26 protein-coding genes are annotated in these 25,871 nt (G+C 62.7%); 12 read left to right on the top strand and 14 right to left on the bottom strand.

Annotated features, from left to right (window positions below; genetic code table 11):
• The 6 genes from N8A98_RS07285 to N8A98_RS07260 all read right to left on the bottom strand — a co-directional run bounded on the left by N8A98_RS07285 (position 1) and on the right by N8A98_RS07260 (position 5,604).
• A complete protein-coding gene (locus N8A98_RS07285) occupies positions 1 to 804 on the bottom strand; it encodes an ABC transporter permease (protein WP_262170311.1) in 804 nt (267 codons plus the stop codon).
• On the bottom strand, positions 797 to 1,615 hold the full coding sequence (locus tag N8A98_RS07280) for an ABC transporter permease (protein WP_262170310.1): 819 nt from the start codon (positions 1,613 to 1,615) through the stop codon (positions 797 to 799). Before N8A98_RS07280 ends, N8A98_RS07285 begins: the two co-directional genes overlap by 8 nt.
• Positions 1,616 to 1,975: 360 nt before the next feature.
• Entirely contained in the window at positions 1,976 to 3,010 is a 1,035-nt protein-coding gene (locus N8A98_RS07275; RefSeq protein ID WP_262170308.1) for an ABC transporter substrate-binding protein, read from the bottom strand.
• Between the two features lie 49 nt (positions 3,011 to 3,059).
• Positions 3,060 to 3,533 carry a DUF3830 family protein gene (locus N8A98_RS07270; RefSeq protein ID WP_262170306.1) on the bottom strand — a complete coding sequence of 158 codons (474 nt, stop codon included), beginning with the start codon at positions 3,531 to 3,533 and terminating at the stop codon, positions 3,060 to 3,062.
• A 289-nt stretch (positions 3,534 to 3,822) separates the two neighbouring features.
• Positions 3,823 to 4,569 (bottom strand): gamma-glutamyl-gamma-aminobutyrate hydrolase family protein, encoded by a 747-nt coding sequence (locus tag N8A98_RS07265; RefSeq protein ID WP_262170305.1) that lies wholly within the window; start codon positions 4,567 to 4,569, stop codon positions 3,823 to 3,825.
• A gap of 144 nt (positions 4,570 to 4,713) precedes the next feature.
• A complete protein-coding gene (locus N8A98_RS07260) occupies positions 4,714 to 5,604 on the bottom strand; it encodes a LysR substrate-binding domain-containing protein (protein ID WP_262170303.1) in 891 nt (296 codons plus the stop codon).
• Positions 5,605 to 5,709: 105 nt separating this feature from the next.
• Here N8A98_RS07260 and gabT point away from each other — a divergent pair, with 105 nt between their 5' ends.
• The gene (gene gabT / locus N8A98_RS07255; RefSeq protein WP_262170302.1) at positions 5,710 to 6,993 is read left to right on the top strand and encodes a 4-aminobutyrate--2-oxoglutarate transaminase; all 1,284 of its coding nucleotides are present in this window, start codon (positions 5,710 to 5,712) and stop codon (positions 6,991 to 6,993) included.
• A gap of 9 nt (positions 6,994 to 7,002) precedes the next feature.
• The gene (locus N8A98_RS07250) at positions 7,003 to 8,448 is read left to right on the top strand and encodes an NAD-dependent succinate-semialdehyde dehydrogenase (RefSeq protein ID WP_262170300.1); all 1,446 of its coding nucleotides are present in this window, start codon (positions 7,003 to 7,005) and stop codon (positions 8,446 to 8,448) included.
• Between the two features lie 3 nt (positions 8,449 to 8,451).
• Here the strand turns inward: N8A98_RS07250 and N8A98_RS07245 are convergent, their stop codons facing one another.
• Both N8A98_RS07245 and N8A98_RS07240 read right to left on the bottom strand, forming a co-directional pair.
• On the bottom strand, positions 8,452 to 9,501 hold the full coding sequence (locus N8A98_RS07245; protein WP_262170299.1) for a cation diffusion facilitator family transporter: 1,050 nt from the start codon (positions 9,499 to 9,501) through the stop codon (positions 8,452 to 8,454).
• Between the two features lie 81 nt (positions 9,502 to 9,582).
• Complete coding sequence (locus tag N8A98_RS07240) at positions 9,583 to 9,915, bottom strand: ArsR/SmtB family transcription factor (protein WP_262170298.1); 333 nt, start codon at positions 9,913 to 9,915, stop codon at positions 9,583 to 9,585.
• Between the two features lie 125 nt (positions 9,916 to 10,040).
• Here N8A98_RS07240 and N8A98_RS07235 point away from each other — a divergent pair, with 125 nt between their 5' ends.
• A complete protein-coding gene (locus N8A98_RS07235; RefSeq protein WP_262170297.1) occupies positions 10,041 to 11,030 on the top strand; it encodes an acrylyl-CoA reductase family protein in 990 nt (329 codons plus the stop codon).
• 5 nt (positions 11,031 to 11,035) lie between these two features.
• On the opposite strand, the gene N8A98_RS07230 is transcribed toward N8A98_RS07235, so the two are convergent.
• On the bottom strand, positions 11,036 to 12,913 hold the full coding sequence (locus tag N8A98_RS07230) for an ABC transporter ATP-binding protein (RefSeq protein WP_262170295.1): 1,878 nt from the start codon (positions 12,911 to 12,913) through the stop codon (positions 11,036 to 11,038).
• Positions 12,914 to 13,011: 98 nt separating this feature from the next.
• Positions 13,012 to 14,001 (bottom strand): potassium channel beta subunit family protein, encoded by a 990-nt coding sequence (locus N8A98_RS07225; protein ID WP_262170294.1) that lies wholly within the window; start codon positions 13,999 to 14,001, stop codon positions 13,012 to 13,014.
• A 130-nt stretch (positions 14,002 to 14,131) separates the two neighbouring features.
• Between N8A98_RS07225 and N8A98_RS07220 the strand changes: the two genes are divergently transcribed.
• Positions 14,132 to 14,500, top strand: coding sequence for a VOC family protein (locus N8A98_RS07220; protein WP_262170292.1), 369 nt, complete (start codon positions 14,132 to 14,134; stop codon positions 14,498 to 14,500).
• A 240-nt stretch (positions 14,501 to 14,740) separates the two neighbouring features.
• On the opposite strand, the gene N8A98_RS07215 is transcribed toward N8A98_RS07220, so the two are convergent.
• The 3 genes from N8A98_RS07215 to ilvA form a co-directional block, all read right to left on the bottom strand.
• Entirely contained in the window at positions 14,741 to 15,436 is a 696-nt protein-coding gene (locus N8A98_RS07215; protein WP_262170291.1) for a pyrimidine 5'-nucleotidase, read from the bottom strand.
• An 88-nt stretch (positions 15,437 to 15,524) separates the two neighbouring features.
• Positions 15,525 to 16,745, bottom strand: a complete 1,221-nt coding sequence (locus tag N8A98_RS07210) for an aq_1923 C-terminal domain (protein ID WP_262170289.1) — start codon at positions 16,743 to 16,745, stop codon at positions 15,525 to 15,527.
• A 187-nt stretch (positions 16,746 to 16,932) separates the two neighbouring features.
• Entirely contained in the window at positions 16,933 to 18,456 is a 1,524-nt protein-coding gene (gene ilvA, locus N8A98_RS07205) for a threonine ammonia-lyase, biosynthetic (protein WP_262170287.1), read from the bottom strand.
• Positions 18,457 to 18,646: 190 nt separating this feature from the next.
• Between ilvA and N8A98_RS07200 the strand changes: the two genes are divergently transcribed.
• The 4 genes from N8A98_RS07200 to N8A98_RS07185 all read left to right on the top strand — a co-directional run bounded on the left by N8A98_RS07200 (position 18,647) and on the right by N8A98_RS07185 (position 22,037).
• Positions 18,647 to 19,081: a hypothetical protein gene (locus N8A98_RS07200; RefSeq protein WP_262170286.1), complete on the top strand. Its 435-nt coding sequence runs from the start codon at positions 18,647 to 18,649 to the stop codon at positions 19,079 to 19,081.
• A 150-nt stretch (positions 19,082 to 19,231) separates the two neighbouring features.
• On the top strand, positions 19,232 to 19,807 hold the full coding sequence (locus N8A98_RS07195; protein WP_262170284.1) for a shikimate kinase: 576 nt from the start codon (positions 19,232 to 19,234) through the stop codon (positions 19,805 to 19,807).
• Between the two features lie 113 nt (positions 19,808 to 19,920).
• Positions 19,921 to 20,538: a TetR/AcrR family transcriptional regulator gene (locus tag N8A98_RS07190; protein WP_262170283.1), complete on the top strand. Its 618-nt coding sequence runs from the start codon at positions 19,921 to 19,923 to the stop codon at positions 20,536 to 20,538.
• Positions 20,539 to 20,543: 5 nt separating this feature from the next.
• Positions 20,544 to 22,037 (top strand): DHA2 family efflux MFS transporter permease subunit, encoded by a 1,494-nt coding sequence (locus N8A98_RS07185; RefSeq protein ID WP_262170281.1) that lies wholly within the window; start codon positions 20,544 to 20,546, stop codon positions 22,035 to 22,037.
• 51 nt (positions 22,038 to 22,088) lie between these two features.
• Here N8A98_RS07185 and argB read toward each other — a convergent pair whose 3' ends face one another.
• Complete coding sequence (argB, locus tag N8A98_RS07180) at positions 22,089 to 22,991, bottom strand: acetylglutamate kinase (RefSeq protein WP_262170280.1); 903 nt, start codon at positions 22,989 to 22,991, stop codon at positions 22,089 to 22,091.
• A gap of 194 nt (positions 22,992 to 23,185) precedes the next feature.
• Here argB and N8A98_RS07175 point away from each other — a divergent pair, with 194 nt between their 5' ends.
• The 4 genes from N8A98_RS07175 to msrB all read left to right on the top strand — a co-directional run bounded on the left by N8A98_RS07175 (position 23,186) and on the right by msrB (position 25,772).
• Positions 23,186 to 23,737: a sigma-70 family RNA polymerase sigma factor gene (locus tag N8A98_RS07175; RefSeq protein WP_262170278.1), complete on the top strand. Its 552-nt coding sequence runs from the start codon at positions 23,186 to 23,188 to the stop codon at positions 23,735 to 23,737.
• Positions 23,734 to 24,450 (top strand): anti-sigma factor, encoded by a 717-nt coding sequence (locus tag N8A98_RS07170; RefSeq protein WP_262170277.1) that lies wholly within the window; start codon positions 23,734 to 23,736, stop codon positions 24,448 to 24,450. Before N8A98_RS07175 ends, N8A98_RS07170 begins: the two co-directional genes overlap by 4 nt.
• Positions 24,451 to 24,533: 83 nt before the next feature.
• Positions 24,534 to 25,100, top strand: coding sequence for a fasciclin domain-containing protein (locus tag N8A98_RS07165; RefSeq protein ID WP_262170275.1), 567 nt, complete (start codon positions 24,534 to 24,536; stop codon positions 25,098 to 25,100).
• 171 nt (positions 25,101 to 25,271) lie between these two features.
• Complete coding sequence (msrB, locus tag N8A98_RS07160) at positions 25,272 to 25,772, top strand: peptide-methionine (R)-S-oxide reductase MsrB (RefSeq protein ID WP_262170274.1); 501 nt, start codon at positions 25,272 to 25,274, stop codon at positions 25,770 to 25,772.
• Positions 25,773 to 25,871: the final 99 nt, after the last annotated feature.

Genomic DNA, 25,871 nt, shown 5'->3' with positions numbered 1-25,871 from the left:
TCAGGCACTCGCAAATTTGGTCAGCCCCAGCATGCGGTCGATCACGAAGATCAACACCACAGTCAGGGCAATCATGATGGTGGACACCGCCGCCACCGATGGATCGGGGGAGAATTCGATCTGGCCGTAAATCTGCACGGGCAGGGTGGTCAGCGTCGGCCCGCGCAGGAACAGCGACAGCACCGCCTCGTCAAACGAGATATTGAAGGCAAAAAACGCCCCCGCCGCCAGCCCCGGAATGCATTGCGGCACGACGACGAACCACAGCCGCTGCAGCCGGTTGGCGCCCATGGTCCGCGCCGCTTCCTCCAGATACGGATTGGACTCGGCCAGCACCGCCAGCGTCGTGCGCACCACATAGGGCAGGGCAATGATGGTGTGGCTGAGCGCCAGCGTCACCGGCGACACCGGCCCAAAGGCCGAGCTCCAGAACATCAGCATGCCGATGGCATAGATGATGGTGGGCAATACCAGCGGCGACAGGAACACCGTGCCGAGCACATCGGAAAACGGCAATTGCCGGCGATGGATGGCAATGGCCGCCGCGCCCCCGATCAGCGTCGCCAGCACCGTGACCATCACAGCGATCTGGATACTGATCCACCCCGCGCCAAGATAGGCGTTGGACGACAGCACCTGTTGATACCAGCGCAGGCTCAGCCCATTGGGCGGAAAGGCGATGAACTGGCTTTCCGATACCGAAACGGCCACCACCACGATCAGCGGCGCCAGCAGGATCAACGCGGTCAGCACGACGAAAACCACGCTCAGGACGCGCAGCCAGGTGGGAACCGACTTAACCATGCTTGGCCCCCGTCATCTTGATATAGGGCACCAGCACCAATGCGATCCCGGCAAACAGGATCACCGCCTGCGCCGCCGCAAAGGGCCAGTCGGGCGTCGTCGTCACCGATTTATAGATCGAGGCCGCCAGCACCTGAATGCGCGTGCCACCCAGCAGGTTCGGCGTGACGAAGGAACTGGCCGAGAGCGTAAAACACAGCAGCGATCCCGCCACGATCCCCGGCAAAGCCAGCGGCAAAACCACCATGCGAATAGTCTGGAGGAACGAGCAGCCCATGGTGCGCGCGGCCTCTTCCAGCCGCCCATCGATCCGGGTCAATACCCCGAGAATCGACAGCGCCATAAAGGGCAGCAACACCTGCACCATGCCGATGACAATGGCGGTCTCGGTCTGCATCAGAGCGAAATTGCGGCCCACCAGGCCCATATCGCGCAGCATTTCGGGGATCAGCCCGCTACGGCTCAGCAGCACCATCCAGCCAAAGGTGCGCACCACCACGCTGGTCATCAGCGGCAGGATGACCATGACGACCAACCATAGCCGCAGCCTCGGCCCCACCTTGGTCATGATATAGGCCAGCGGAAACCCGATCGCGGCGCAGATCAGCGTAATGAGGAAGGACAGGCGCACCGTGCGCCACAGAATGCCCAGATAATAGGGATCGCTCAAAAACCGCGCAAACGGTGCCAGCGGACCTTCCGGCCCCGTCACCGAAAGCACCAGCATCTGCCCGATTGGCAGAAAGAAGGCGAGCACCAGCAGCAGAAGTCCCGGCAGGGCCAGCAGCAGGTTTTCTGTGCGGTCATTCATCAAGTGCAGTTTTCCTTGGGTCGCGCTTCATCAGTAGACCTCATGGTGATCCTTCGACACGCTCAGGATGTCGAACCACGAGGTCGTGCCTGCCATCTAACATCTCCGGGTCATTCCCGCGAAAGTGGGAACCTCCGTTTTCTTCTTCTGCACCGCTGAACGGAGGTCCCCGCTTCGCGGGGATGACACCGCGGCGGCAACAGAGAAAAAGGGGCGGGCCTCTTCATGTTGGGGGTGAAGAGGCCCTGCGATCCGGGCAAGCGAGGGAGTGCCTCGCCCGGATCGTGTCATGCCGACGTGGCAGGCGTCAGCAGAGCCATTCGGGCCTCCCTTTGTCGGGAGCCCCGATATCTGTCTCGCCTAGCGGGCGATCGCCTTGTTCCACTCTTCCACCCAAGCTGTGCGATGGGCTTCGATGGTTGCCGGATCAAACCGGATCAACCCGGCCACGCCCGCCTCGCCATAGGCCACGTCAGCGGCGACTTCGGGGCTCAGTTCGGTCTTGGCATTGGTGGGCGAATAGCGCAGCGCTTCGGCAAAGCACTTTTGGGCCTCGGCCGAGATTTCGAGATCGATGAACTTCAGCGCCAGTTCATTGTTCGGCCGGCCGGCCACCAGATTTGCCGTGATATAGCTCGCAGGGGTGCCTTCTTCGCCCTGCACGAACCCGGAGGGCAGGCCCGCCTTGCGCAAAGTGAACGCATAGTCGGACGCATAAGGCGCGATCCAGGCGTCGTTCTGGGCGAATTCCTGCTGGATTTCGGGCGACGTCGAGACGACCACCGCACCGGCATCGAGCAGCTTGCCGACGGCATCGAGCCCCGGCTGGATATTGCTCAGATCCCCGCCTTCGACCTGGTTGAGCATCAGAAAGCTCAGCATGCCATAGCCGTTGGAAATGTCGGTGAGCACCAGATGCTCGCCATATTCAGGGTTGAGCAGATCGGTCCATTTGGTGGGCGCAGCCGGCACCGCTTCGGTGTTGAACACGAGGCCAATCGCGGCGATGGAATAGGCCGGACCCTGGCCATTGGCCAGGTCCGCCTTGGCGAAATCGTAGAGATCGGCGGCATTGCTCAGGCTCGCCTTGTCGATCGGCGCCAGCAGCCCCTCAGCTGCAGCAACGATTTCCTGGCCGCCCGAAAAATGGATCACGTCGAATTGCGGCGCTGCCTTCTGGGCGCGCAGCTGGGCAAAGGCGTCGGCCGAATAGGCGGTGACGACATTGACCTTGGCGCCGGTGGCGGCCTCGAACGGGGTGATGACACAGGCGCGATGCGCCTCTTCATACGCGCCGCCGAAGGAATTGATGGTGAGCGTATTGTCCTGCGCGAAGGCAGTGGTGCCGAGCAGGGCCGAGAGGCCCAGAACGGCCGTACCGAGTGTTGCTTTCATTTGCGTTCCCTTGCTGAAATTTGGCCGGGCCCTCGCCCGGCCGACTGTCTTAGAGGCGGCCGATTTCAACGGTCTTGGCGCCTTCAATGCGGATCAGGCGGCACTGCTCGGCAACGGCTTCCAGATTTTCCGTCATCTTGCCGAAATAGGTGCACGGAATCCAACCCGTGGGGCCGAATGTGCGGCCACCAACGCCGTAGAACATGCCGATCTCCCAGAACTCGCTCGGGTCGATCTTGAAGAAGTTCTTGGGCTGATAATACCAGAGCAGCTCGCCCACTTCGGGAATGATGGTCTGGTTTTCCGGCGGCAGGGCGGTGGGGTCGAAATTGCGATGCGTTTCGGGCAGGCCCATCATGATCTCGGGGCCCGAGAACATGGCGTGGGTGGCCTTCCACTGGATCGGCGTTTCGAGCGCATTCCACAGGGCTTCGCAGGTCTTGGGGGCATGGTCCCAATAAAGCGTAATGATGCCCTTCACATTGGCATCGACGAATTTGAGATAGAATTTCTTGTCGGACATAATGGCCATAACTTGGTTGGACGCCCCAATCAAAGGCCTTCCAGCGCCCCTGTCCAATTCCGATTCAAAATTCAATCGATAATGGATTCTTATTGAACGACGAAGCTCCAACCACGGTGTCACCCCGGCGCAGGCCGGGGGCCATCTCGAGATGGTGCCGCTTGCCGCAAGGTGTGCGAACAACCCGCCGACCGAACATCAGTCGATCTGGCGGCGCACTGCGATACCTCAGGATGGGTCCCGGCCTGCGCCGGGATGACACCGCGTTTGGGGCTATGTCAGCGACACCTCACCGCCCCATATACGCCCGAGCCACGTCCCCCACATTCCGCCAAAACGCCAGATCATGCGGCCTACCCTCCGGCCGCCATTCCGGGTGCCATTGCACCGCCAGAATCGGCGCCGCCGTCCCGCTCGACGACACGGCCTCCACCACCCCATCGGGAGCACGCGCATTGACCACCAGCCCCTTGCCCATGGCACCAATGGTCTGGAAATGCACGCTATTGACCGCAAAGGACCCTTCGCCCGCAATCGCCGCCAAAGGCGTGCCGGGCACCACGTCCACGCTATGCCCATGAGCAAACATGGCATCCAGATCGACGCCATCCGGCGCATGATGCGCCAATTCCTGGTTGGTCCCATCACGCTGGTCCACCAGCGTGCCGCCCAGCGCCACATTGATTTCCTGCAGGCCCCGGCAAATCCCGAACACCGGCTTGCCCGCCGCCATCGCCGCCGCAATCAGCGCCGCCGCCATTCCATCACGCGCCGGATCAAACGGCGCCCGTCCGCTCGCCGCGCCATAGCGGCCCGGCTCGATATTGGACGTGGCCCCGGTCAGCAGAATGGCATCGAGCCGCGCCACAATAGCCGCCGCATCGCTGACATCCTCCACACTGGGACAGATCAGCGGCACCGCATCGGCATAGCGCGCAACGGCGTCGACATAACGCGCCTTGACGATATAGGCGCCTTCATCCTCGACGACATGGTTGGAAATAACCCCGATAACGGGCTTGGCGGAGATGGTCATGATGCTGCGATATTTTGGGGGAAGGTGCCCCTAAGCTCGGTTTGTGAGCCCGCTTCGTCAAGCCGAACAATTTGTCAAAGCGGGGTGGACAGGAGCGGTGCGGGAGCGAAAATCACACGCTCGCGTATGAGCGCGCGGGCCTCGCTAATCCAGCGACAAATTCTCCTCCAGCCACCGCTCGAACCGCGCCAATACCGCATCCCCCGCCCGCTGCGGCGAGGCTAGCAGATAATACCCACCCAGCCGCACCTTGCTGGTCAAAATCTCCACCAGCCGCCCATCGTCGATTTCGGCCCCGGCGGTCAACCGCGTCACCAGCGCAATCCCTTGCCCGGCCAGCGCCGCGTCAAACCCCAGATTGGCATCCCACAGCCGGGGCCCGCGCAATTCGCTCCGCAGCGCAAACCCCATCGCCTCGAACCAGTCCGTCCATTGCTGCCGGCTCTCCTCGTGGATTAGCGGCGCGCGGGACAGCTCGGCCAGATCGGCCGGCGCACCATGCTGGGCAATCCAGGCCGGGCTGGCCGCCGGAAACATGCGCGGCGAGATCAGCCGTTCCGCGCCCGTGGGCAGCCGGTCGAACGAGCCGAACCCGATCATCAGGTCAGCCTCGCCCGCCGCAAAATCCGGCAGCCGATCAATCGCCCGCAAGCTGATGTCCACGTCCCCCATCGCCGCCTCGATCTGCGACAGGCGCGGCGTCAGCCAGCGCGTCGCCAGCCCCGGCATGCACCAGATGCGCAACCCCGCCCGCCGCGACGCCGGACGCAATTCTGCGGTCGTATTGGCGATGATGCGGAAGGCACGATTGGTGGCGGCAAACAGCGTCTCGCCCTGCGTCGTCAGCACCACCCCGCGCGGCGTCGCCGTCACCAAAGGCTGGCCCAGCCAATGTTCCAGATTGCGCACATGCCGGCTGACCACCGTATGGCTCACCCCGATGTCGTCGGCCGCTTTGCGCATGCTGCCCATGCGGGCAACCGCCTCGAAGGCGCGCAGCATGATCAGCGGTGGCAGGGACAGCTTTTCGCTCATGAGTGGAAGCTTTAATGCACCACTCTGCCCAAATCAATCTGCTACCCCAATGTCATGCTCAACGCTAACAGTCCGCTCACCAATTCGCCGTGTGAGTGACTCAAAATGCTATCCAATGCCGGTCTCCAGGCGCGCCGCATCGCCGCCATTCCCCGCGGCCTCGCCAATGCCTTTCCCATCTATGCCGAGCGCGCGGAAAACGCCGAAATCTGGGACGTTGAGGGCAAACGCTACATCGATTTTGCCGGCGGCATAGCCGTGCTCAACACCGGCCACCGCCACCCCAAAGTGCTCAAGGCCGTCCGCGACCAGCTCAACCGCTTCACCCACACCGCCTTCCAGATTTTGCCCTACGAGCCCTATGTAGAACTCTGCGAACGGCTCAATGCGCTGGCCCCATTCGCAGCGCCGGCCAAGTCCATCCTGCTCTCGACCGGCGCCGAAGCCGTTGAAAACGCAATAAAAATCGCCCGCGCCGCCACCGGCCGTCCCGGCGTCATCGCCTTTAGCGGCGGCTTTCACGGCCGCACCACCCTCACCATGGCACTGACCGGCAAGGTCGCCCCCTACAAGGTCAAATTCGGCGTCGCCCCACCCGCCATCTACCATCTGCCCTTCCCCGCCGAGAGCCATGGCGTCAGCACCGCCGACACCCTCAAAGCCCTCGAAACCCTGTTCCGCGCCGACATTGCGCCGACCGATGTAGCCGCCATCATCATCGAACCCGTCCAGGGCGAAGGCGGCTTCCTGCCCGCTCCCACCGAATTGCTCAAAGCCCTCCGCAAAACCTGCGACACCCACGGCATTATCCTGATCGCCGACGAGGTCCAGACCGGCTTTGCCCGCACCGGAAAAATGTTCGGCATCGAGCATTCCGGCGTCGAACCGGACCTAGTGACGGTGGCCAAATCCCTGGCTGGCGGCTTCCCGTTGTCGGGCGTTATCGGCAAGGCAAACATCATGGATGCGGCCGAGCCCGGCGGGCTGGGCGGCACCTATGCCGGCAGCCCGATTGCCTGCGCAGCGGCGCTGGCTGTGCTCGATATCATCGCCGAGGAAGGCCTGCTGCAGCGCGCCGATGAGCTGGGTAGCATCATCCGTAAGTCATTGGGCGATATCGTCATTCGCAAGGATGCATTGCCCATCACCGCCATCCGCGGCCCCGGCGCCATGATCGCTTTCGACATCCTCGACCGGCAGGGCAAGCCAGATGCGGCGGCGACCAAGCGGGTAATCGCGGCGGCGCTGGAGGATGGGCTCGTCTTGTTGTCCTGTGGCATCCATGGCAACACCATCCGCGTTCTCAATCCGCTGACCATTTCCGACGCCGTGCTGGCCGAGGGCCTGGACAAGCTCACCAACGCCCTCGTCGCCGCCAATATCGAATAGGAGTCCCCCATGCGCGCCTTGACCGATCCGACCCTGTTGCGGTCGCAGAGCTTCATCGATGGCCAGTTTACCGGCGAGGCGGCGCTGGCTGTGACCAATCCGGCCAATGGCGAAATCCTGGGCCACGTGCCCAATCACGGCGCGGCGGAAGCAACGATTGCCGTGGACGCAGCAGCCAAGGCGTTCCACCCCTGGGCCGCCCGAACGGCCAAGGACCGCAGCGCCGTGCTGCGCAGATGGTTCGAGCTGATCATGGCTGCTCGCACAGATCTCGCCACCATTCTCACCAGCGAGCAGGGCAAGCCCTTTGCCGAGGCGCTGGGCGAGATCGATTATGCCGCCTCCTATATCGAATTCTACGCCGAAGAGGCCAAGCGCGTGGCGGGCGAATTGCTGCCCTCGCACCGCGCTGATGCCCGCATCATGGTGCTGCGCCAGCCGATCGGCGTGGTGGCAGCGATCACGCCGTGGAATTTCCCGGCCGCGATGATCACCCGCAAGGTTGCGCCGGCACTGGCCGCTGGCTGTACCGTGGTTCTCAAGCCCGCGCCCGAGACGCCGCTGACGGCGCTGGCATTGGCGGAACTCGCCCAGCGTGCCGGCTTTCCGGCCGGGACCATCAACGTCATCATCGGCGACGCCATTGCCATCGGCGGCGTACTAACCAGCCATCCCAAAGTGCGGCTGGTGGGCTTCACCGGCTCGACCGAAGTGGGCAAAATCCTGATGCGGCAGGCCGCCGGAACGGTCAAGAAAGTGGCGCTCGAACTGGGCGGCAATGCGCCATTCATCGTGTTCGACGATGCCGATATCGACGCGGCGGTCGAGGGCGCGATCCTCTCCAAATTCCGCAATATGGGGCAGACTTGCGTGTGCACCAACCGCATCTATGTGCAGGACAAGGTGCATGACGCCTTTGTCGAAAAGCTCATCGCCAAGGTGAGCGCGCTCAAGGTCGGCGATGGCTTCGCCGAAGGCGTGGTGCAGGGGCCGCTGATCACCGAAGATGCGGTGGAGAAGGTGGAAACGCACATTGCCGATGCCCTCGCCAAAGGCGCCGAAATCGCGCTGGGCGGCAAAAGGCACAAATTAGGCCAGACCTTCTTTGAACCCACGGTGCTGACCGGCGTAACCGGCGATATGCAACTGGCGCAGGAGGAGACGTTTGGGCCAGTGGCGCCGGTGTTCCGCTTCACCACTGAGGACGAAGTGATCGCCGCGGCCAATGCCACCGAAACCGGGCTCGCAGCCTATTTCTATTCCCAGAACGCGGCGCGGCTGTTCCGGGTGATGGAGCGGTTGGAATATGGCATGGTCGGCATCAATACCGGCCTGATCTCCACCGAACTGGCCCCCTTCGGCGGCGTCAAGGAAAGCGGAAATTCCCGCGAGGGGTCTGCGCACGGCATATTGGAATTCACCGAGCTGAAATATGCCTGTGTGGGTGGGCTCTAGGCCCTACGGCACCCCATCCGCCGCCAATGCGCAACCCGGCTTGCCCTCCTCCCACACGATCTCGATGGTCGAATGGGTAATGCCGTAATCCCCAAGCAGCGCCTGCTTGGTCGCCAGCGTCGTCGCCGCCGCATCCGCTCCCGGCGCCAAAACGATCTCCAGCGTCGCCACGGGCTTGCCCGAAGTGATCGACCAGACATGGATATGGCGCGCCGCCTTGAGGCCCGGCACGGCGGCCAGCAGGCTCTTTTCCAGATCCTCGATGGCCACATTGCCCGGCGTGCCTTCCATCAGGATATGCAGCGAGCCGCGGAACAGCTTCCAGGCGCTGCGCAGCACCAACAGACACACAAACACTGACAGGATCGGATCGATCGGCATCCAGCCGGTCAGCCAGATCACGATGGCGGCGGCGATGGCGGCGACCGAGCCGAGCAGGTCGCCCAGCACATGCAGCATGGCCCCGCGAATATTGACATGCTCCTTGTCGCCCCGCGACAGCACGAAAAACACCGCGATATTGATGAACAGCCCCAGCACGGCGACGATGAACATCGGCCCGGCCAGCACTTCGTGGGGCGTCATGAAACGCTGGATTGCCTCATACAAAATCCAGCCCGTGAGCGCGAACAGCGCCAGCGCATTGACCAGCCCGGCCACCACTTCGAGCCGCATATAACCAAAGCTGCGCTTGCTGTCGGAAGCCCGGCGCCCAAAGCGGAACGCCGCCCAGGCCAGCAGCAATGCGGCGGCATCAGTCAGCATATGCCCGGCATCGGCGATCAGCGCCAATGAACCGGAGAGCACGCCCGCTACGACCTCGGCGACCATGAAGGTTGCCGTCAGCACAAAGCCGATCAGCACGACCTTTTCATTGCCGGCGCTGACCGTAGGCGCATGGCTATGATCGTGGCCCGCATGGTCATGATCGCCATGGCTCGCGTGATCGTGCCCGGCCGCAGCGTGGTTATGCCCCGCGTGGTCGTGGTCGTCATGATCGTGCTCGGCGTGATCATGAATGCCCGGATTATGGGCCGGTCCTGTGCCTGCCATCGGCAATGCTCCTCATTTCGTCTTCATATGAATACATGTTCATATGTAGAAATCAAGCGCGATGCCGGGCCGACACTGCGGTCAGGTGTCGCGGTCGTCCTCGGCCTCACCCGGCCCATGCTCCTCCATGACGTGCTCGATCATATCGGCCAGCATGCGGGCAATGTGATCGTCCGCCGCCGCGTAGAACACCTGCTTGTTGCGGCGCGTGCCGCGCACCAGCCGCGCACCGCGCAACAGGCGCAGATGATGGCTGACCAGCGAGGGGGAGGCGGCGACGGCCTTGGCGATATCACCCACGGCAATGGGTTGGCTCAGGCACGCCAGCAGCACCCGCAGCCGGGTAGGGTCGCCCAAGAGGCGATAGGTTTCGGCGATCACGGCGATCTGGCTGTCACTGGGTGTAGCGGTCACGGAAACACTCTTTGGGGGCTTGCTGAACAAAGAGATAAGGCGCTTTGCGCTATTGCACCAGCTTGTGGCGCCCGCCGCGAACGTGTCAGGGTGCCATTAATCAACAATGCCTGGGGAGGCGGTCGATGAGCTTTCGCGCTCTGGTGACTGAAAAGGCGGATGATGGGCGGATCAGTTCATCGGTTCAGCAGGTGGATGAGGCGCGCCTGCCCGACGGCAATGTGACCATCGACGTGCAATGGGCGGGCCTCAACTACAAGGATGGCCTGTGCCTGACCGGCGCGGGCGGGCTGGTGCGGACCTATCCTCATGTCGCCGGCATCGATTTTTCTGGCATGGTGCGTGAGAGCATTGATCCCCGCTATGCGCCCGGCCAGGCCGTCGTGCTGACGGGCTGGCGCGTAGGCGAAGCCCAATGGGGCGGCTATGCCGAGCGCGCCCGTGTCAGCGCCGATTGGCTCGTGCCATTGCCCGATGGGCTGACCGCCCGCCAGGCCATGATCGCCGGCACGGCCGGGCTGACGGCTATGCTGGCCATCGACCGCTTGGAGGCGGCTGGACTGCGGCCCGATGCCGGGGAAGTGCTGGTGACCGGCGCGGCCGGCGGGGTCGGTTCGATCGCCACGTCTATACTGGCCCGGCTGGGCTATCAGGTCGCCGCGCTGTCGGGACGTCCGGAACTCTCCGGTGCGCTGCGCCTTTTGGGCGCGTCCAGCGTCATCGACCGCAGTGCCTTTCTCGGCGGTGCCGACAAGCCGCTCGAAAGCGCACGCTGGGCGGCGGCTATCGACAATGTCGGTGGCACAATACTGGGCAAGCTGCTGCGGCAGGTCAATTACGGCGGTGCCGTCGCCAGCATCGGCAATGCCGGGGGCATCGAGCTTGAAACCAATGTCTTGCCCTTCATCCTGCGCGGGGTGACGTTGATTGGCATCGATAGCGTCATGCAGCCCTATGCGACGCGAGTGGCGGCCTGGAACAGGCTGGGTGAGCTGTTCGATTTTGCGGGCTATGAGGAACTGGTCGAGGAAATCGGGCTTGAGGAATTGCCCGGGGCGGCGCAACGGATTTTGGCCGGGAAGGTCAACGGCCGGGTGCTGGTGCGGGTGGGGTAGGGGCCCTACCGATACCCCGCCGCCTGCAACTCGAACAACTCGGCATAGCGCCCACGCAGCGCCACCAATTGCTCATGCGAGCCGGACTCCAGGATCGCGCCATTCTCCAGCACCAATATCCGGTCCGCCATCCGCACCGTCGAAAACCGGTGCGAGATGATCACGGCGGTCTTCCCGCTGGCCAGACTCTTGAACCGCGAAAACACTTCGGCCTCCGCCTTGGCATCCAGCGCCGCTGTGGGTTCGTCCAGAATAATCAGATCGGCATCGCGCATATAGGCGCGGGCAATGGCGACCTTCTGCCATTCGCCGCCGGAGAGATCGCGGCCCTTGTTGAACAGGCGCCCCAGCTGGGTGTCATAGCCGCCGGGCAATTTGGTGATGACCTGATCGGCAAGACTGCGCTCGGCCGCGTCTTCGATGCGGTCCATATCGTGCTGGTCATCGATCCGCCCCACCCCGATATTCTCACGAGCGGAGAGGCTATAGCGGATGAAATCCTGGAAGATCACCCCGATATGGGCGTGAATATCCTCGATCCGCATGTCCTTGAGGTCAATGCCATCGACACTGATGCGCCCCTCATCGGGGTCGTAGAGCCGGGTCAAAAGCTTGACGATGGTGGTCTTGCCCGCCCCGTTTTCGCCCACCAGCGCCAGGGTTTCTCCGGCATGAAGGGTGAAGGACAACCCGCGGATGGCCCAGGTCTCGGTGTCGGGATAGCGGAAGCCGACATTGTCGAAAACGATGCCTTGGGCGATGGGCTGGGGGAAGGGCTTGGGATGGGCCGGCGGCAGAATGGTCGGCTCGATCTCGAAGAACGAGAACAGATCATCGAGATACATCGACTGCCCGGCAATCTGGGTGAAGCCGAGCAGGATTTTCTGGAACAGGCCATTGAGCCGCAGGAACGAGCCCGACAGGAACGCCAGATCGCCGATGGAAAAATCCCCGATAATGGTGCGCCAGACGATGAAGGCATAGGCCCCGTAATAGGTCAGCGCCGAGATCGAGGAAAACACAGCGCCCCAGCCGGCACGCTGGGTCGATAGCCGGCGATTTTCGAGAAAGATCGTGTGGGCCAGCCTCTTGAACCGCTCGATCAGAAAGGCGCCCAGCCCGAACAGCTTGATCTCCTTGGCCGTATCGGCGCTGGAGCCGACATAGCGGATATATTCGAGCTCCCGCCGCTCCGGCGTGCGCCAGCGGTTCATGAAATAGGCCAGGGTATTGAAGCGGCTTTCGCCCCACACGGCGGGCACGAAGCTGAGCGGCAGCAGCAGGATCAGCCAGGGCGCGTAAAAGAACAGGCCACCCGCCAGCGTCGCCACGGTGATGATATCCTGCGCCTGGCCGAACATCTGACTGAGCAGGGCATTGCGGCCGGCCGCCTGGCGGCGGGCGCGCTCCAGCCGGTCCTGGTATTCGGCGGATTCGAAATGCATCAGATCGAGCCGGGCGGCATGGGTCATCAGCTCCACGCTGACCTGGTTGGAATGCAGCTCCGACAGCACGGCGTCGGCAAGGCCCGTGGCGCGGGCGAGCAGGTCGGAGAAGATCACCAGCGCCAGCTCAAGCGCCAGGAGGCCGATTATGGTGGTGAGCGCGCCGCTCGCCCACCATTCGGCAAAGCCGGGGCCGGGGGCGGAGAGGCTGGTCAGCCGCACCACCTCATCGATGATCAGCTTGCCAACGTAAAGCATGGCGATGGGCTGCACCGAAGCGATCAGCCGCAGCCCGATACTGGCCGCGGTCAACGGCCGGCTGGTGCGCCAGATCTGGGAGACCAGACGCCCGAGATGGCGCAGATTTTCCAGCCGTTCGCGGAAAGTGGGAGCAGTTTCGGGATGAGGCGGCGGCTTGCGGCCGGGAAGGTCGGTCATGAGGGAATGATAGAACGCCGCGGGGAATGGAAAAAGGTGGTGTGTTGCAAAGGGAGGCCACAGTAGGCCTCACCCTGAGGCCCACTGATGGCAGGCGCCTAATATCGCTGCGGCGCGGCCGGCTTGTTGCCCATGATCGTCTCGATCTTTTCGATCACGTCCGGGGTCAGCTTGCCCTTGGCGTCCAGCGCCGACAGATTATCCTCCAGCTGGCTCTTGCGCGACGCGCCGAGAATGACCGTCGAGACATGCGGATTGTCGAGGCACCACAGCAGCGCCAGGTGATGGATCGGCAGGCCGATCTCCTTGGCGAGTTCCGCAAGCTGCTTGACCTTGACCAGTTTTGCCTTGCCGTCTTCGCTTTCCCAGCTGTGCTTGAGCCATTCATAGCCGGGCAGGTTCATGCGGCTATCGGCGGGGATGCCGTCATTATATTTGCCGGTCAGCACGCCGGAGGCGAGCGGGGACCAGATGGTCGTACCCAGGCCCATCAGGTCATAGAGCGGGAGATAGTCGCCCTCCACCTTCTGGCGGGTGAACAGGTTATATTGCGGCTGCTCCATTACCGGCGGGGTGATCTTGAGGTCCTTGGCCACGGCCCAGGCTTCAGTCAACTGCTGGGCGCTCCATTCCGAAGTGCCCCAATAGAGGATTTTGCCCTGGGTGATCAGGTTATGCATCGCCCACACGGTTTCCTCGATCGGGGTATCGATATCGGGGCGGTGGCAGAAATAGAGGTCGAGATAGTCGACCCGCAACCGCTTGAGGGCGGCGTGGCAGGCTTCGGTCACATGCTTGCGCGACAGACCCTTCTGGGTGGGCTTTTCCCCGCCCCAGAACACTTTGGAGGAGACCGCATAAGTGTCACGCCCCCAGCCGAGCTTTTCCAGCGCCGCGCCCATCAGGGCTTCGGATTCGCCGGCCTCATAGCCTTCCGCATTGTCGAAGAAATTGATCCCCGCATCATAGGCCAGGCCCATCAGCGCCATGGCTTCCTTTTCATCGACCTGCTTGCCGAAGGTGACCCAGGAACCAAGCGAGACTTCGCTGACCTTGAGGCCCGATTTTCCAAGACGACGATATTCCATGCTGCAGCTCCTCTGCGCCGCTCCGTCGCGGGCGCATCTATCCAATTGTCTTCATGGCTGGTGCGCCGGGGAATGAACCCAAGTCTGGGCGGCGCGTTGGAGCAGCATAGCCAATCACGGAGAGTTCGTCATGCTCAAGGATTTCGACTCGGCCGCCATCGTGGCGGTAACCGATATGGCCCGCGCCCGGCATTTCTATGAGCATGTGCTGGGGTTGACCCTGATCCAGTCCGACGACATGGTCATGGAATTCAAGACCGGCAAGACCGGGCTGGTGGTTTACAAATCCGACTTCGCCGGCACCAACAAGGCCAATGCCGTGGTCTGGGGCGTGGGCGACGAAATCGAGGACATCGTCGCCAATCTACGCGCCCGCGGCGTCAGCTTCGAGCATTACGAAGGCATGGATCTGCGCGGCGATATCCACATTGCCGGCGATTTCAAAATGGTCTGGTTCAAGGACCCCGACGGCAATATTCTGCACCTGAACAATATGTAGGGGTTGGAGGCCTGTCCCAACCACGGTGTCACCCCGGCGAAGGCCGGGGCCCATCTCGAGATGGTGCAGCACGCCGCCAGATCGCCGAACAGGCCTACGATATCGTCCACACACCTTGCGGCAGCGGGCCGATATCAGGATGGGCCCCGGCCTGCGCCGGGGTGACATCGAGAGTGGGACTGCATCTACGATCTAGAAGTAGACCTCATGGTGAGCTTGTCGACCACGAGGTCGTGCCCCTTACGGCCGCTCGCGCAAAAACCGCGCGAGGTCATCCGTAACGTGATGCACATGCGCGCTGTCGCCACGGCCCAATTCCCACGCGTCGACCTGCTCATGGGCATAGTCGGGCCCGGCAACCACCTGGACGGTAGCCATGCCCATTTCGTGCGGCACGACCAGGTTCTTTTCCAGATCGTCGAACATCGCCGCGCTGGTCGGGTCGACCCCGTGGGCGGCGAAGAACCCGGCATAGGCCTCGCGGTGCGGCTTGGGCACATAGGTCATGGCGCGGATATCGTAGACATGCTCGAACAGGTCACTGCCCCCCAGCCGGGCGAGGACCGCGCGCGCATGGCCGACATCGCCATTGGTGAGGATGAACTTGCGGCCCGGCAAATCGCGGATCGCCGCCACCAAATCGGGATGCTCGGCCACCGGGGAATAATCGATGGCATGCACATTGGCGAGGAAATGGTCGGGATCGACCTCGTGCTGCAGCATCAGCCCGTTCAGCGTGGTGCCGAAATCACGATAATAGGTCTTTTGCAGCGCCCGTGCCGCCTCGAAATCCAGCTTGGTCAGGTCCATCACATAATGGGTGATGCGCACATCGATCTGCGCAAACAGATTGCACTCACGCGGATAAAGCGTGTTGTCGAGGTCAAAGACCCAATCGGTAATGTGGGAAAGGCTGCGTGCGGCGGGGAGCGTCATGTCATTCATGCCGCCAATATAGTGCAAAACCGTGACGGTTTCACCTAGGACGATTTGGGCGGCCCGTTGGACGGACCGCCCGAAGCGATTATTCGTTGGCGGTGATGGCAAGGCCCAGCGCGGCGATCAGCCCGGCAGGGTTGGCCGCAGCGGCGGTCAGCACCAGTAGGGTGGTCGGGTTCTCTGGCTGCACGGTCACTTCGAGGCTCTGCGGATCATCAAGGAACGCGGAAACCGGGGGCACCACCACATCCTTGAGCGTGGGGATGCCGCTCTGGTCGATCAGCGTGGGCAGCATGGACTTGATGCCGGCCACGAAGGTGGCGCGATCGCCGCCCGACTGGCTGGCGAAGAAATCCAGCAGCTTGCCGGCGAGCGACGCATCATCATAGCGCACCTTGGCCGAGACGATGGAAATCGCCTGCATCAGCTGCATGCCGGCCATCATCTGGGCCGACTGGGCTTCTTCGCTGGTCGGGTCGCTCACCGCAGCGGCCGCCTGCATCGCATAAAGCTGCTCGAGCGCCGCCGGGGTCAGGCCCGTGACATCGAGATTGATGTCGAGCGCGCCCACATCGGCGAAATCGAGCAGGAACTGGTCCATCACCATGTGACCATCGGCCATCGACCAGGTCAGGTGCTGGTTGATATCGCCTGACAGGCTCTCAAGGCCCAGCGCTTCGATGACCGCACCGGCGGAAGGGTCTTCTTCCTTGACGGTGGAGAGATCGACATTGAGCCCGGTAATGGCCATCTGCGAGGTCAGGTCGGTGATTGGTTCGCCCTGTGCCGGGGTAAAGGTCGAGCCGGCGAGGAAGGACGCATAGGAGAAAACCTCCTGGCCATCACGGGTCACCGAGAGGGGGCCGGTACTGACCGAAGTCACCAATTGCAGCAGCGCCTCGGCCGGCACGGTTTCCCCGCCCGGCAGATAGAGGCCCTCAAGCTTGATGTCGGACAGCGTCACATGACCGGCCGGCTTCTTGGCGAACTCGGCATCGACATCGGGGATGGAAACTTCATCCACCAGATAGCCGCCATCGTCGCGCTCGGTAATGCCGGAAAAGGTGATTTCGGTGGGAAGATCGAACGTGTCGAGCCCGGCAATGCCAGCCTTGACCCCGGTGGCGATCACGCTGTCGCCCTCGACCCGGCCTTCGCCGAAGCTGAGGTCATAGCCAATGGTCTTGTAGACCAGGGTGACGCGATCCAGGAAAGCCTGGGCCTCCAGCGCCATGGAAGGCTGCACCACCCCGACACTGGCCACACCGGCCAGCAGCATCAGGCTTACGCTCTTGGTTATCCTCATCGTCGTCTCCGGCTTGTTGTCGATATTGTTTATGGTGACCGGCTCCGCGAGGAACCGCTGACTTGTCGTGCAGATGGGTTCTAAGTGCTTCCATTGCAATCGATTATGGGCGGAAATGCGCCCGCAAAGCCCATTACTGGTTTATCCCGGCATAATAGCCGCGACGATTGTGTGACAAACCCGATCGTTATGCGCGTTCGTGATCGAGAAACTGCCGATAGGCCGGATTGTCGGTTTCATCCCAATAGGGAAAGCCGATAGCCTCGATATGGGCGATGAAATCGGCTCGTGTCTCTGGCGGCACCTGCACCCCGATCAGCACGCGGCCATAATCGGCGCCGTGATTGCGATAGTGAAATAGCGAAATATTCCAGCCATCATGCAGCCCTTCGAGAAATTTGAGCAGCGCGCCCGGCCGTTCGGGAAACTGGAAGCGATAGACCGTTTCATGTTCGAGATCGGCCACGCGTCCGCCCACCATGTAGCGGACATGCAGCTTGGCCACTTCATTGTCGGTCAGGTCGATCACCCCATGCCCATGCTCTTCGAGCAGGCTGATGATTTCGTGCTTTTCCGCATCGCCACGGCTCAGCTTGATGCCGACGAAAATCTTGGCCGTGCTGTCATGGGCAAAGCGATAGTTGAATTCGGTGATCGAGCGCTGGCCCAATAGGCGCATGAAGGCCCGATAGCTGCCCGGCCGCTCGGGAATTTCCACCGAGAACAGCGCCTCGGCCCGCTCGCCGATTTCGGCCCGTTCGGCCACATAGCGCAGCCGGTCGAAATTGACATTGGCGCCCGAATTGATGGCGACCAGCGCGCCAGCCGGGGCCGCACCCTGCTCGACCTGCTTGCGCAGGCCCGCCAGAGCCAGCGCACCAGCCGGCTCGGCAATCGCCCGCGTGTCATCAAAGATATCCTTGATGGCGGCGCAGATTTCATCGGCCGTGACAGTGACGATGTCGTCGAGCAGTTCGCGGCAGATCCGGAAAGTCTCGGTGCCCACCTCGCGCACGGCCACGCCATCGGCAAACAGCCCCACTTGGTCGAGCGCCACCGGATGGCCCGCGGCGATGGCCGCCTTCATGCTGGCGGCTTCTTCCGGCTCGACCCCAATCACCCTGATTTCGGGGCGCAGGAATTTGACGAAGGTAGCAATGCCGGCGGCGAGGCCCCCACCACCCACCGGCACATAGATGGCGCCCAGTTCGCCCGGATGCTGGCGCAGCAATTCCATGCCGATCGTGCCCTGGCCGGCAATCACATCAGGATCGTCGAACGGGTGAACCACGACATAGCCATGCTGCTCGGCCAGCTCCGCCGCATGGGCGCGGGCCGCGTCGAAGCCATCGCCGAACAGCACGACTTCGCCCCCGAGCCGGCGCACGGCGCCGATCTTGATGGCGGGGGTGGTGGTGGGCATGACCACGACAGCGCGAATGCCCAGCCTGGTGGCGGAAAGCGCCACGCCCTGCGCGTGATTGCCCGCCGAGGCGCAGATCACGCCACGGGCGCGCTCGCTGGCATTCAATTGCGCGATGCGGTTATGCGCCCCCCGGATCTTGAAGGAGAAAACCGGCTGCATATCCTCGCGCTTGAGCAACACTTCGGCGCCCAGCCGCGCCGACAGCAGCTGCATTTTTTCAAGCGGCGTCTCCTCGGCAACCTCATAGACGGATGAGGTGAGGATGCGGCGGACATAGTCCTGCATAATGGGCACTCCGATGGTCTGGCGCAGAGGGGCTCGCAGATCGGCTGCTTGTCAAGGTCAGCACGGGCCGAAGCGTCCGCAGCCCACTTGCCGCCATGGAAATATTGGTGTGGGGGCTGAACAAAGCGCCACAATATGCCACTAACTTCGTCCCCAATATCAACGGCCCTGCGCCAACAAGGATAGCCCGATGCGCCTGCCTCTCACGCTGCTGCTCCTCGCCGTTCCCCAATTGGCTTTCGCCCAATCCTGCAATGTGGATATGCCCGCGGTCGAAAAGCGCATCGCCGAAATGGAGGAGTTCTATGACGACGTGCTGTCCGACATCAGCTGCGACGCGCCCACCATTCCAGCCCATATCCTAATGTGTGACTCGATCGGCGATGCCAATTCGAACCTCTGGCGCATGGGGCGGCTGGACGATATGGCCTCGGTCTATGCCTATGAAAACGCCACCGGCACCGAAACCAATCACGCCAATCCGCCACGCTACGGAAGCTTCATCGAAGACCGCGACGCCTGCACCGACGCGGCATGCCTGTGCGACCTGCTGATCGAACACACCAATGACAGCCTGGGCGGCGGCTCGCCCTATGCCGAGCAATTAGGCCAACCCAAGGCCTAGGGGCTCTCATCACCCCACCCTCGTTCCCTCCCCATCAAGGGGAGGGAGGCGCAAGCCCAGCCCTCTCGGCCCCATCGTCTCCCTCCCCCTTGTGGGGAGGGATCAAGGGTGGGGGTGCGGGAGCCCCGATATCCTGGCACCTTGCCTCCCATGATTCCCAATCCGCCACCACACATCGACATTCGCCGGCCATGGCGCGCCGGCGAGACCATCTTCCTGCTCGGCCCGGGTGGGGTCGGAAAGTCCACCCTCGGGCGCGTGCTGGCGGGCAGGCTAAACTGGCCGCTGATCGATCTTGATCTGGAGTTTTGCGAGCAGATTGCCGAGATCGGCCGCTTCATTCGCCAGACCAGCTACGCGGCATATCGGGCCGAAAACCTGCTGCTGGCGCAGCGGCTGGTGGCACGAACCGAGGGGCCGTTGGTGTTCGTGACAGCCTCGGGTTTTCTGGCGGCCGAAGTGGAGTCGAGTGACTACGCCGAAGCGCGTGCACTGGTTGGCACCGGTTATGGCATCACCCTGCTGCCGTCGCTCGATATCGATCAGGCCACAGAGCTGGTGGTGGAACGCCAGCTCAAGCGCGGCTTTGGGCTTGAGCGGGAAAGTGAGACGCGCAAGTTCCGCCAGCGCTTTGGGCGCTATCGAGGCGAGGGCGACATGCTAGTCGTCTCTTCCGCGCCGGCCGAGGACGTGGCCAAGGCCGTGCAAGCGGCATTGACCGCCTGATTCGAAAGGACGCCTAGCAGCCCGGTCCGAGCGTCACCAAATATTCTCAATCAAATGATTGATTGGTACTCAAAACAGGTTTATAGCCGTCCGCGAAATCTCGGGATGAGCCTATGAGTGTGGAACAGATCAGCGCCAGGCGCGAAAGCGGCGATGACCGGCGGCTAGCCATTGCGGCGGCGGCGCGGGCCATTATCGTCGAAAAAGGGCTTGAGGGCCTGCGCACCCGCGATATCGCTGCCCGCGTCGGCATCAATGTCGCGACCCTGCATTATCATGTGCCCTCCAAGGAGGCGCTGATCGCGCTGGTCGCCGAGACACTGCGCGACGATTTCAAGGCGCAGGCATTGCGGCAGAACCGCCAGGGCAAGACGGCGCTGCAAGTGCTGCGGCTGGAATTTGACGACTTCCGCGAAATCGTCAATGACATGCCCGACCTCAGCATCGTGTTGACCGAGATGGTGGAGCGCGCCCGGCGCGACCCGGTCATCGCCGAGATCATCACCCCGCTCTACGATTTCTGGCGGCTGCAATTTGTCGAAATATTTCGCCGCGGTGTCGAAGACGGCTCGTTCCGAAACGACATTGATCCAGCGGCCGCAGCCCTGATCACCACCGGCGCCTTGTCCGACTATTGGCGTCAGTGGACTTCATTCCGCGCCTCGCTCGACCAGGTTCTGGGCGAGTTGGAGCGCGCCTTCGTACTCAACTCCGTTTCTCCTCAAGGATGACTGTCATGTCTTCTCCCGCCCAACATCCAGCCCATGCCGCGCCCGATCCGCGCCGCTGGCTAGCCCTGTTCATTCTGCTCATCGCCAATTTCATGAACCTGATCGATGTGACGATCGTCAATGTCGCTCTGCCCTCGATGCGCGAGGGGCTGGGCGCCACCGATAGCCAGATCGAATGGGTTATCGCCGCCTATGTGCTCGCCTTCGCGCTGGGGCTGCTGCCCTTTGGCCGGCTCGGCGACATTGTGGGCCGCACCCATATGTTCCTCTGGGGCGTTGCCGGCTTCACCGCCGCGTCCGCCCTCTGCGGGCTCTCGCCCAATATCGAATTTCTCATCATTGCCCGGGTGATCCAGGGCCTGGCCGGCGCCATGATGACGCCGCAGGTGCTGGCCATCGCCACCGTCACCTTCCCCCCGCATGAACGCGGCCAGGCCTTCTCGCTGTTCGGCCTGTCGGCCGGGCTTGCCGCGGTGTGCGGTCCCATTCTGGGCGGTGTGCTGATTTCGGCGCAGCTCTTCGGCATGGATTGGCAGCCGATTTTCCTCGTCAATATCCCAGTCGGCATCGCCGCCGTCATTGCCGGCTATTTCCTGATTCCGCGCCTGCCCGGCCATTCTGCGCTCAAGAACGACTTCGTGGGCATCGTGCTGTTCGGCCTGGGCCTGGTCTGCGTCGTCTTCCCGATCATCGAAGGCCGCGCCTATGGCTGGCCGCTCTGGGCTTTCGCCATGATCGCCTCCGGCTTCGTGCTGCTGGTGGCTTTCGTGCTGTGGACCCGCGCCCGTGCCAAGGCCGGCCTGCCGCAATTGCTCAATTTCGATCTCATCGCCAACCGCGATTTCATGTTCGGCGCCTTCGTCATCACCGTCTTTGCCTCGGGCATTCCGGGCATGTTCATGGTGATCTCGATCTTCCTGCAGTCGGGCTTCGGCTTCACCCCGCTCGAATCGGGTCTGACCAACACGCCCTTCTCGGTCGGCGTATTGATTGCTTCCCTGATCGCCGGCCGCTTCGGCTCGCATTATCTGCGTGGCCGGCTGGCGGCCTCGGGGGCCTTGCTGGCTGGTGGCATTGGCGCATTGCACTTCATCATTGCCGGGTCGGGCGACAGTATCAATCACTGGAGCTTCCTGCCGCCACTCTTGCTGGCCGGTATCGGGCTGGGCCTGGGCTTCTCCTCGCTGTTCCAACTGGTGTTGCGCAATGTGCCCCATCGCGATGCGGGCGCCGGCTCGGGTGCGCTGCAGGCATTCCAGCAGGTGGGCGGTGCGCTGGGCGTGGCCTTGGTCGGCGAAATGTTCTTTGGCTCGCTCGCCACCGGCTTTGCCGCCGGCAATGCCCCCCACGCGGTCTTTACCGACGCCGCCAGCTTTGCCCTCTGGTATCAGGTGGCCAGTTTTCTGCTGGTCCTGTTGCTGGTGCCCTTCTTCAAAAGCGGCGGCGGGCAGGGCCATGGCCAGGGTGCTCCCGCCCGGCATGTCCCGATCGAGGCGTAAAAACAAAGGCCGCCCAATGGGCGGCCTTTTTCTTGTCCCGTTGGGGAGAGGTTAGCGCACGATCAGCGTGCCGGCGCCGAACTCGGTGAACAGCTCGACCAGCACCACATGGGGCATCTTGCCGTTGAGGATCACGACACCCTCCACGCCATTGTCGAGCGCTTCGAGGCACGTTTCGACCTTGGGGATCATGCCGCCCGAAATCGTGCCATCGGCGATCAGCTCCTTGGCCTCGCGCACCGAGAGCTCGGGGATCAGCTTGCCATCCTTGTCGAGCACGCCGGGCACGTCGGTCAGAAACAGCAGGCGCTTGGCGCCGAGCGAACCGGCAATGGCGCCAGCAAAGGTATCGGCATTGATATTATAGGTATTGCCGTCGCGGCCCGGTGCCACCGGCGCAATCACCGGGATCATCTCGGAACGGGCCAAGAGGTCGAGCAGGGTACGATCGACTTCGACGGGCTCGCCCACAAAACCCAGATCGAGCGCACGTTCGATATTGGAGCCGGGATCTCTAACCTTCTTCTCGGCCTTTTTGGCAAACACCATATTGCCGTCTTTACCGCAGAGGCCAATCGCCCATTCGCCTTCGGCATTGATCAGCGCCACGATCTCTTTGTTGATCGAGCCGGCCAGCACCATTTCGACGATTTCCATGGTCCGCGCATCGGTGACCCGCAGCCCGCCCTCGAATTTGGATTCGATGCCCAGGTTTTTCAGCATGGAGGCAATCTGCGGCCCCCCGCCATGCACCACGATGGGATTGACCTTGGACTGCTTAAGCAGGGCGATGTCGCGGGCAAAGGCCTGGCCCAGCTGGGCATCGCCCATGGCATGGCCGCCATATTTCACGACGACCGTCTTGCCCTCATAGCGCTGCATATAGGGCAGCGCCTGCGCAAGAATGCCAGCATCGTGGGAGAACCGGTCGGTGGAAGGCGTATCCTGTGTCATGGGCAGACCCAATCCCCTCGCAAAGCGGCTATAAAAAGACGTGCACGGGTCTAGAGCATGCTGATGCAAAGGAAAAGACGCTTGTGCTCGTAAACAGGCATTGATCCATTGTTCAATTTGTAGCGTTGTGGAGCGATCAGACAAGGGCGCGGCACAAGCGCCATCCCGTTCGCTGCGGAGGAGGCACGAAATTCATGGCCATGCAGGCCCCCAGCCAGGAGGTCGCCGACCTGATATCGCGCTGCGCCCTGCGGGATCGCGCCGCCTTCCGCTCCCTCTATGACCGCACCAGCGCGAAACTCTTCGGGGTCGTGCTGCGTATCTTGAAAGACCGATCGGAAGCCGAAGAGGCTGTTCAGGAGGTCTATGTCAAAATCTGGCAACGGGCCGACCGCTATGTGGCGGGCGATACTAGCCCGATCAGCTGGCTCGTGGCGGTGGCGCGCAATCATGCGCTCGACATTCTGCGCGCCCGTCGGCCCAGGGCCGACGATATCGACGTGGCGCTGGAAATCCCCGATGCCGGCCCGTCACCGGAACGGGCGACGGCCGATATCCAGGAGCGTGGGCGGATCGAGCGGTGCCTCGCCACACTCGAGCCCGAACGGGCCGAGGCCGTGCGGGGGGCGTATCTGGATGGCTACAGCTATGACGAGCTGGCGCAGCGCTATGCCGTGCCTTTGAATACGATGCGAACCTGGCTCCGCCGGAGCCTTTTGAAGCTAAGAGAGTGTCTGACGGCATGAGCACGAGCGATGACATGGATGGGGGCGATGGCGGGCGCAATGCCCTGGTCGCCGAATACGTGCTCGGCCTGCTCTCGCCATCCGAGCATGACCGCGTGCATCGGCTGATCGAGAACGATCAGGCCCTGCGCGCCGAACGCGATTTCTGGGTATCCCGTTTTTCCGCCCTCAATGAGGGCTATGAGGACGTCCCCGCGCCCGCCCGGCTCTGGGCCGGCATCGAGGCACGCGCCTTTGGCGATACCAGGGCTCCCGCCAAATCTGGTTTCTGGGAAAGCCTGCTGGTCTGGCGCGGCATTGCCGCTGGCGCCTTGGCCATCGCAGTGGCCGCTATCGGCTTCAACCTGCTGCAGCCCCGCCCGGATGTCTCGAGTCTGACCACCCAATTGGTCGCCGCGCTCGAGGAAGAGGGCAGCAATGTCAAATTCGTCGCATTGTATGACGGCACCGGCCAGGTCCGGCTGACCGCGCTCTCGGGCGATGCCGTGCCGGAAAAGGATTTCGAACTCTGGGCCATTCAGGGCGGCAATAATCCCGTCTCCATGGGCGTCATTCCGGCCAATCAGCGCAGCACCGTCTCGATTGCCCCCGAAGTCATGGCGGGCTGGGGTGCCGGCTCCGTGCTGGCCATTACGCTCGAACCCAAGGGCGGCTCGCCCAGCGGTGCGCCAACCGGCCCGATCGTCGCCAAGGGCGCCGTGCAGCAGATTTAGCTGAAACTTATTTTCGCGGGTTTCCGTACCTCCTCATATCCCAGCCGATCAAGGGAACGAAAAATGAGGAAGGAACAAACTAAATGAAACTCTCTCTGCGCGCTCTTTCGCTTGCCGCCATCATGTCCGTCAGCGCTATCGCCGGCTCCGCCGCTTTCGCCCAGGACAATCCGATGGTTGGCGGCGCACCCATGCTGGCGACCAAGAACATCATCGAAAATGCGGTGAATTCCAAGGATCACACCACCCTGGTTGCCGCCGTCAAGGCAGCGGGCCTGGTTGAGACCCTCTCCGGCCCCGGCCCCTTCACCGTGCTGGCACCGACCAATGAAGCCTTCGATGCCCTGCCTGCCGGCACCGTCGAGACGCTGTTGAAGCCGGAAAACAAGGACATGCTGACCAAGATCCTGACCTGTCACGTGATCCCGGCCAAGGCGCTCTCCACCGATATCATCTCGATGGTCGAGGCCGATGGCGGCAAGCATGTGGTTGATACGGTCGGCGGCTGCAAGCTGACGCTCGAAGCCAAGGATGGCAAGGTCACCGTGACCGACGAAAACGGCACCGTGGCCAATGTCACAATTGCCGACGTGATCCAGTCCAATGGCGTGATCCACGTCATCGACAAGGTTCTGACCCCCAAGTCGTAACCTTTGCCAACGCCACTGCGAATAGCGTTTCAGAACGGCGCGGCTCGCGCGCCTTTCACCAAACCTTGACGTGCCATCGCCCCTCCCGGGTTCTACAATGGCCGTCAACTGCCCCGCGCCTGCCGCTCCGCCAGCGGCACGGCGCGGGGCACCCAATCAGGGACCAGAAAAATGGCCGTCGATCGTCGCAATCTCCTGCTCGGCGGCGGCGCTATCGCCGCTCTCTCTGCCATCGCGCTGTTCCGCCCCATGGGCACGTCCATGGCCGCCGAGGCCGATTTCCCCTTCAAGCTCAGCGATGAAGAATGGAAAGCCAGGCTCTCTCCCGAAGCCTATGACGTGCTGCGCCACGAAGGCACCGAGCGCCCCTTTACTTCCCCCCTCAATGACGAGCACCGCGCCGGCACCTTCTCCTGCGCGGGATGCGACCAGGCCCTCTTCGCCTCGGAAACCAAATTCGACAGCGGCACTGGCTGGCCCAGCTTTTACACCTTCATCACCGGCGCCATCGGCTCGGTCACCGACAGCAGCTTCGGCATGAGCCGCACCGCGGTGTTCTGCTCCAATTGCGGCGGCCACCAGGGCCACGTCTTCAACGACGGCCCGGCCCCCACCGGCCTGCGCTATTGCATCAACGGCGTCGCGCTGAAGTTTACGCCCAAGGCGGCGTGAGAGGCACGACCTCGTGGTTCGACAGGATCACCATGAGGTCTACTATTAGATCGCGTACCAACCAGTAGACCTCATCCTGAGCTTGTCGAAGGACGAGGT

Source organism: Devosia neptuniae, from assembly GCF_025452235.1.
In the GTDB taxonomy this organism is placed as follows: domain Bacteria; phylum Pseudomonadota; class Alphaproteobacteria; order Rhizobiales; family Devosiaceae; genus Devosia.
The sequence above is the reverse complement of the archived record's forward strand: the minus strand, read 5'-3'. Positions and strand labels throughout refer to the sequence as shown.

What these genes read in the sequence shown, in the direction of transcription:
- N8A98_RS07285 (WP_262170311.1), bottom strand. Translation starts at nt 804, where the DNA reads ATGGTTAAGTCGGTTCCCACCTGGCTGCGCGTCCTGAGCGTGGTTTTC.
- N8A98_RS07280 (WP_262170310.1), bottom strand. Translation starts at nt 1,615, where the DNA reads ATGAATGACCGCACAGAAAACCTGCTGCTGGCCCTGCCGGGACTTCTG.
- N8A98_RS07275 (WP_262170308.1), bottom strand. Translation starts at nt 3,010, where the DNA reads ATGAAAGCAACACTCGGTACGGCCGTTCTGGGCCTCTCGGCCCTGCTC.
- N8A98_RS07270 (WP_262170306.1), bottom strand. Translation starts at nt 3,533, where the DNA reads ATGTCCGACAAGAAATTCTATCTCAAATTCGTCGATGCCAATGTGAAG.
- N8A98_RS07265 (WP_262170305.1), bottom strand. Translation starts at nt 4,569, where the DNA reads ATGACCATCTCCGCCAAGCCCGTTATCGGGGTTATTTCCAACCATGTC.
- N8A98_RS07260 (WP_262170303.1), bottom strand. Translation starts at nt 5,604, where the DNA reads ATGAGCGAAAAGCTGTCCCTGCCACCGCTGATCATGCTGCGCGCCTTC.
- gabT (WP_262170302.1), top strand. Translation starts at nt 5,710, where the DNA reads ATGCTATCCAATGCCGGTCTCCAGGCGCGCCGCATCGCCGCCATTCCC.
- N8A98_RS07250 (WP_262170300.1), top strand. Translation starts at nt 7,003, where the DNA reads ATGCGCGCCTTGACCGATCCGACCCTGTTGCGGTCGCAGAGCTTCATC.
- N8A98_RS07245 (WP_262170299.1), bottom strand. Translation starts at nt 9,501, where the DNA reads ATGGCAGGCACAGGACCGGCCCATAATCCGGGCATTCATGATCACGCC.
- N8A98_RS07235 (WP_262170297.1), top strand. Translation starts at nt 10,041, where the DNA reads ATGAGCTTTCGCGCTCTGGTGACTGAAAAGGCGGATGATGGGCGGATC.
- N8A98_RS07230 (WP_262170295.1), bottom strand. Translation starts at nt 12,913, where the DNA reads ATGACCGACCTTCCCGGCCGCAAGCCGCCGCCTCATCCCGAAACTGCT.
- N8A98_RS07225 (WP_262170294.1), bottom strand. Translation starts at nt 14,001, where the DNA reads ATGGAATATCGTCGTCTTGGAAAATCGGGCCTCAAGGTCAGCGAAGTC.
- N8A98_RS07220 (WP_262170292.1), top strand. Translation starts at nt 14,132, where the DNA reads ATGCTCAAGGATTTCGACTCGGCCGCCATCGTGGCGGTAACCGATATG.
- N8A98_RS07215 (WP_262170291.1), bottom strand. Translation starts at nt 15,436, where the DNA reads ATGACGCTCCCCGCCGCACGCAGCCTTTCCCACATTACCGATTGGGTC.
- N8A98_RS07210 (WP_262170289.1), bottom strand. Translation starts at nt 16,745, where the DNA reads ATGAGGATAACCAAGAGCGTAAGCCTGATGCTGCTGGCCGGTGTGGCC.
- ilvA (WP_262170287.1), bottom strand. Translation starts at nt 18,456, where the DNA reads ATGCAGGACTATGTCCGCCGCATCCTCACCTCATCCGTCTATGAGGTT.
- N8A98_RS07200 (WP_262170286.1), top strand. Translation starts at nt 18,647, where the DNA reads ATGCGCCTGCCTCTCACGCTGCTGCTCCTCGCCGTTCCCCAATTGGCT.
- N8A98_RS07195 (WP_262170284.1), top strand. Translation starts at nt 19,232, where the DNA reads ATGATTCCCAATCCGCCACCACACATCGACATTCGCCGGCCATGGCGC.
- N8A98_RS07190 (WP_262170283.1), top strand. Translation starts at nt 19,921, where the DNA reads ATGAGTGTGGAACAGATCAGCGCCAGGCGCGAAAGCGGCGATGACCGG.
- N8A98_RS07185 (WP_262170281.1), top strand. Translation starts at nt 20,544, where the DNA reads ATGTCTTCTCCCGCCCAACATCCAGCCCATGCCGCGCCCGATCCGCGC.
- argB (WP_262170280.1), bottom strand. Translation starts at nt 22,991, where the DNA reads ATGACACAGGATACGCCTTCCACCGACCGGTTCTCCCACGATGCTGGC.
- N8A98_RS07175 (WP_262170278.1), top strand. Translation starts at nt 23,186, where the DNA reads ATGGCCATGCAGGCCCCCAGCCAGGAGGTCGCCGACCTGATATCGCGC.
- N8A98_RS07170 (WP_262170277.1), top strand. Translation starts at nt 23,734, where the DNA reads ATGAGCACGAGCGATGACATGGATGGGGGCGATGGCGGGCGCAATGCC.
- N8A98_RS07165 (WP_262170275.1), top strand. Translation starts at nt 24,534, where the DNA reads ATGAAACTCTCTCTGCGCGCTCTTTCGCTTGCCGCCATCATGTCCGTC.
- msrB (WP_262170274.1), top strand. Translation starts at nt 25,272, where the DNA reads ATGGCCGTCGATCGTCGCAATCTCCTGCTCGGCGGCGGCGCTATCGCC.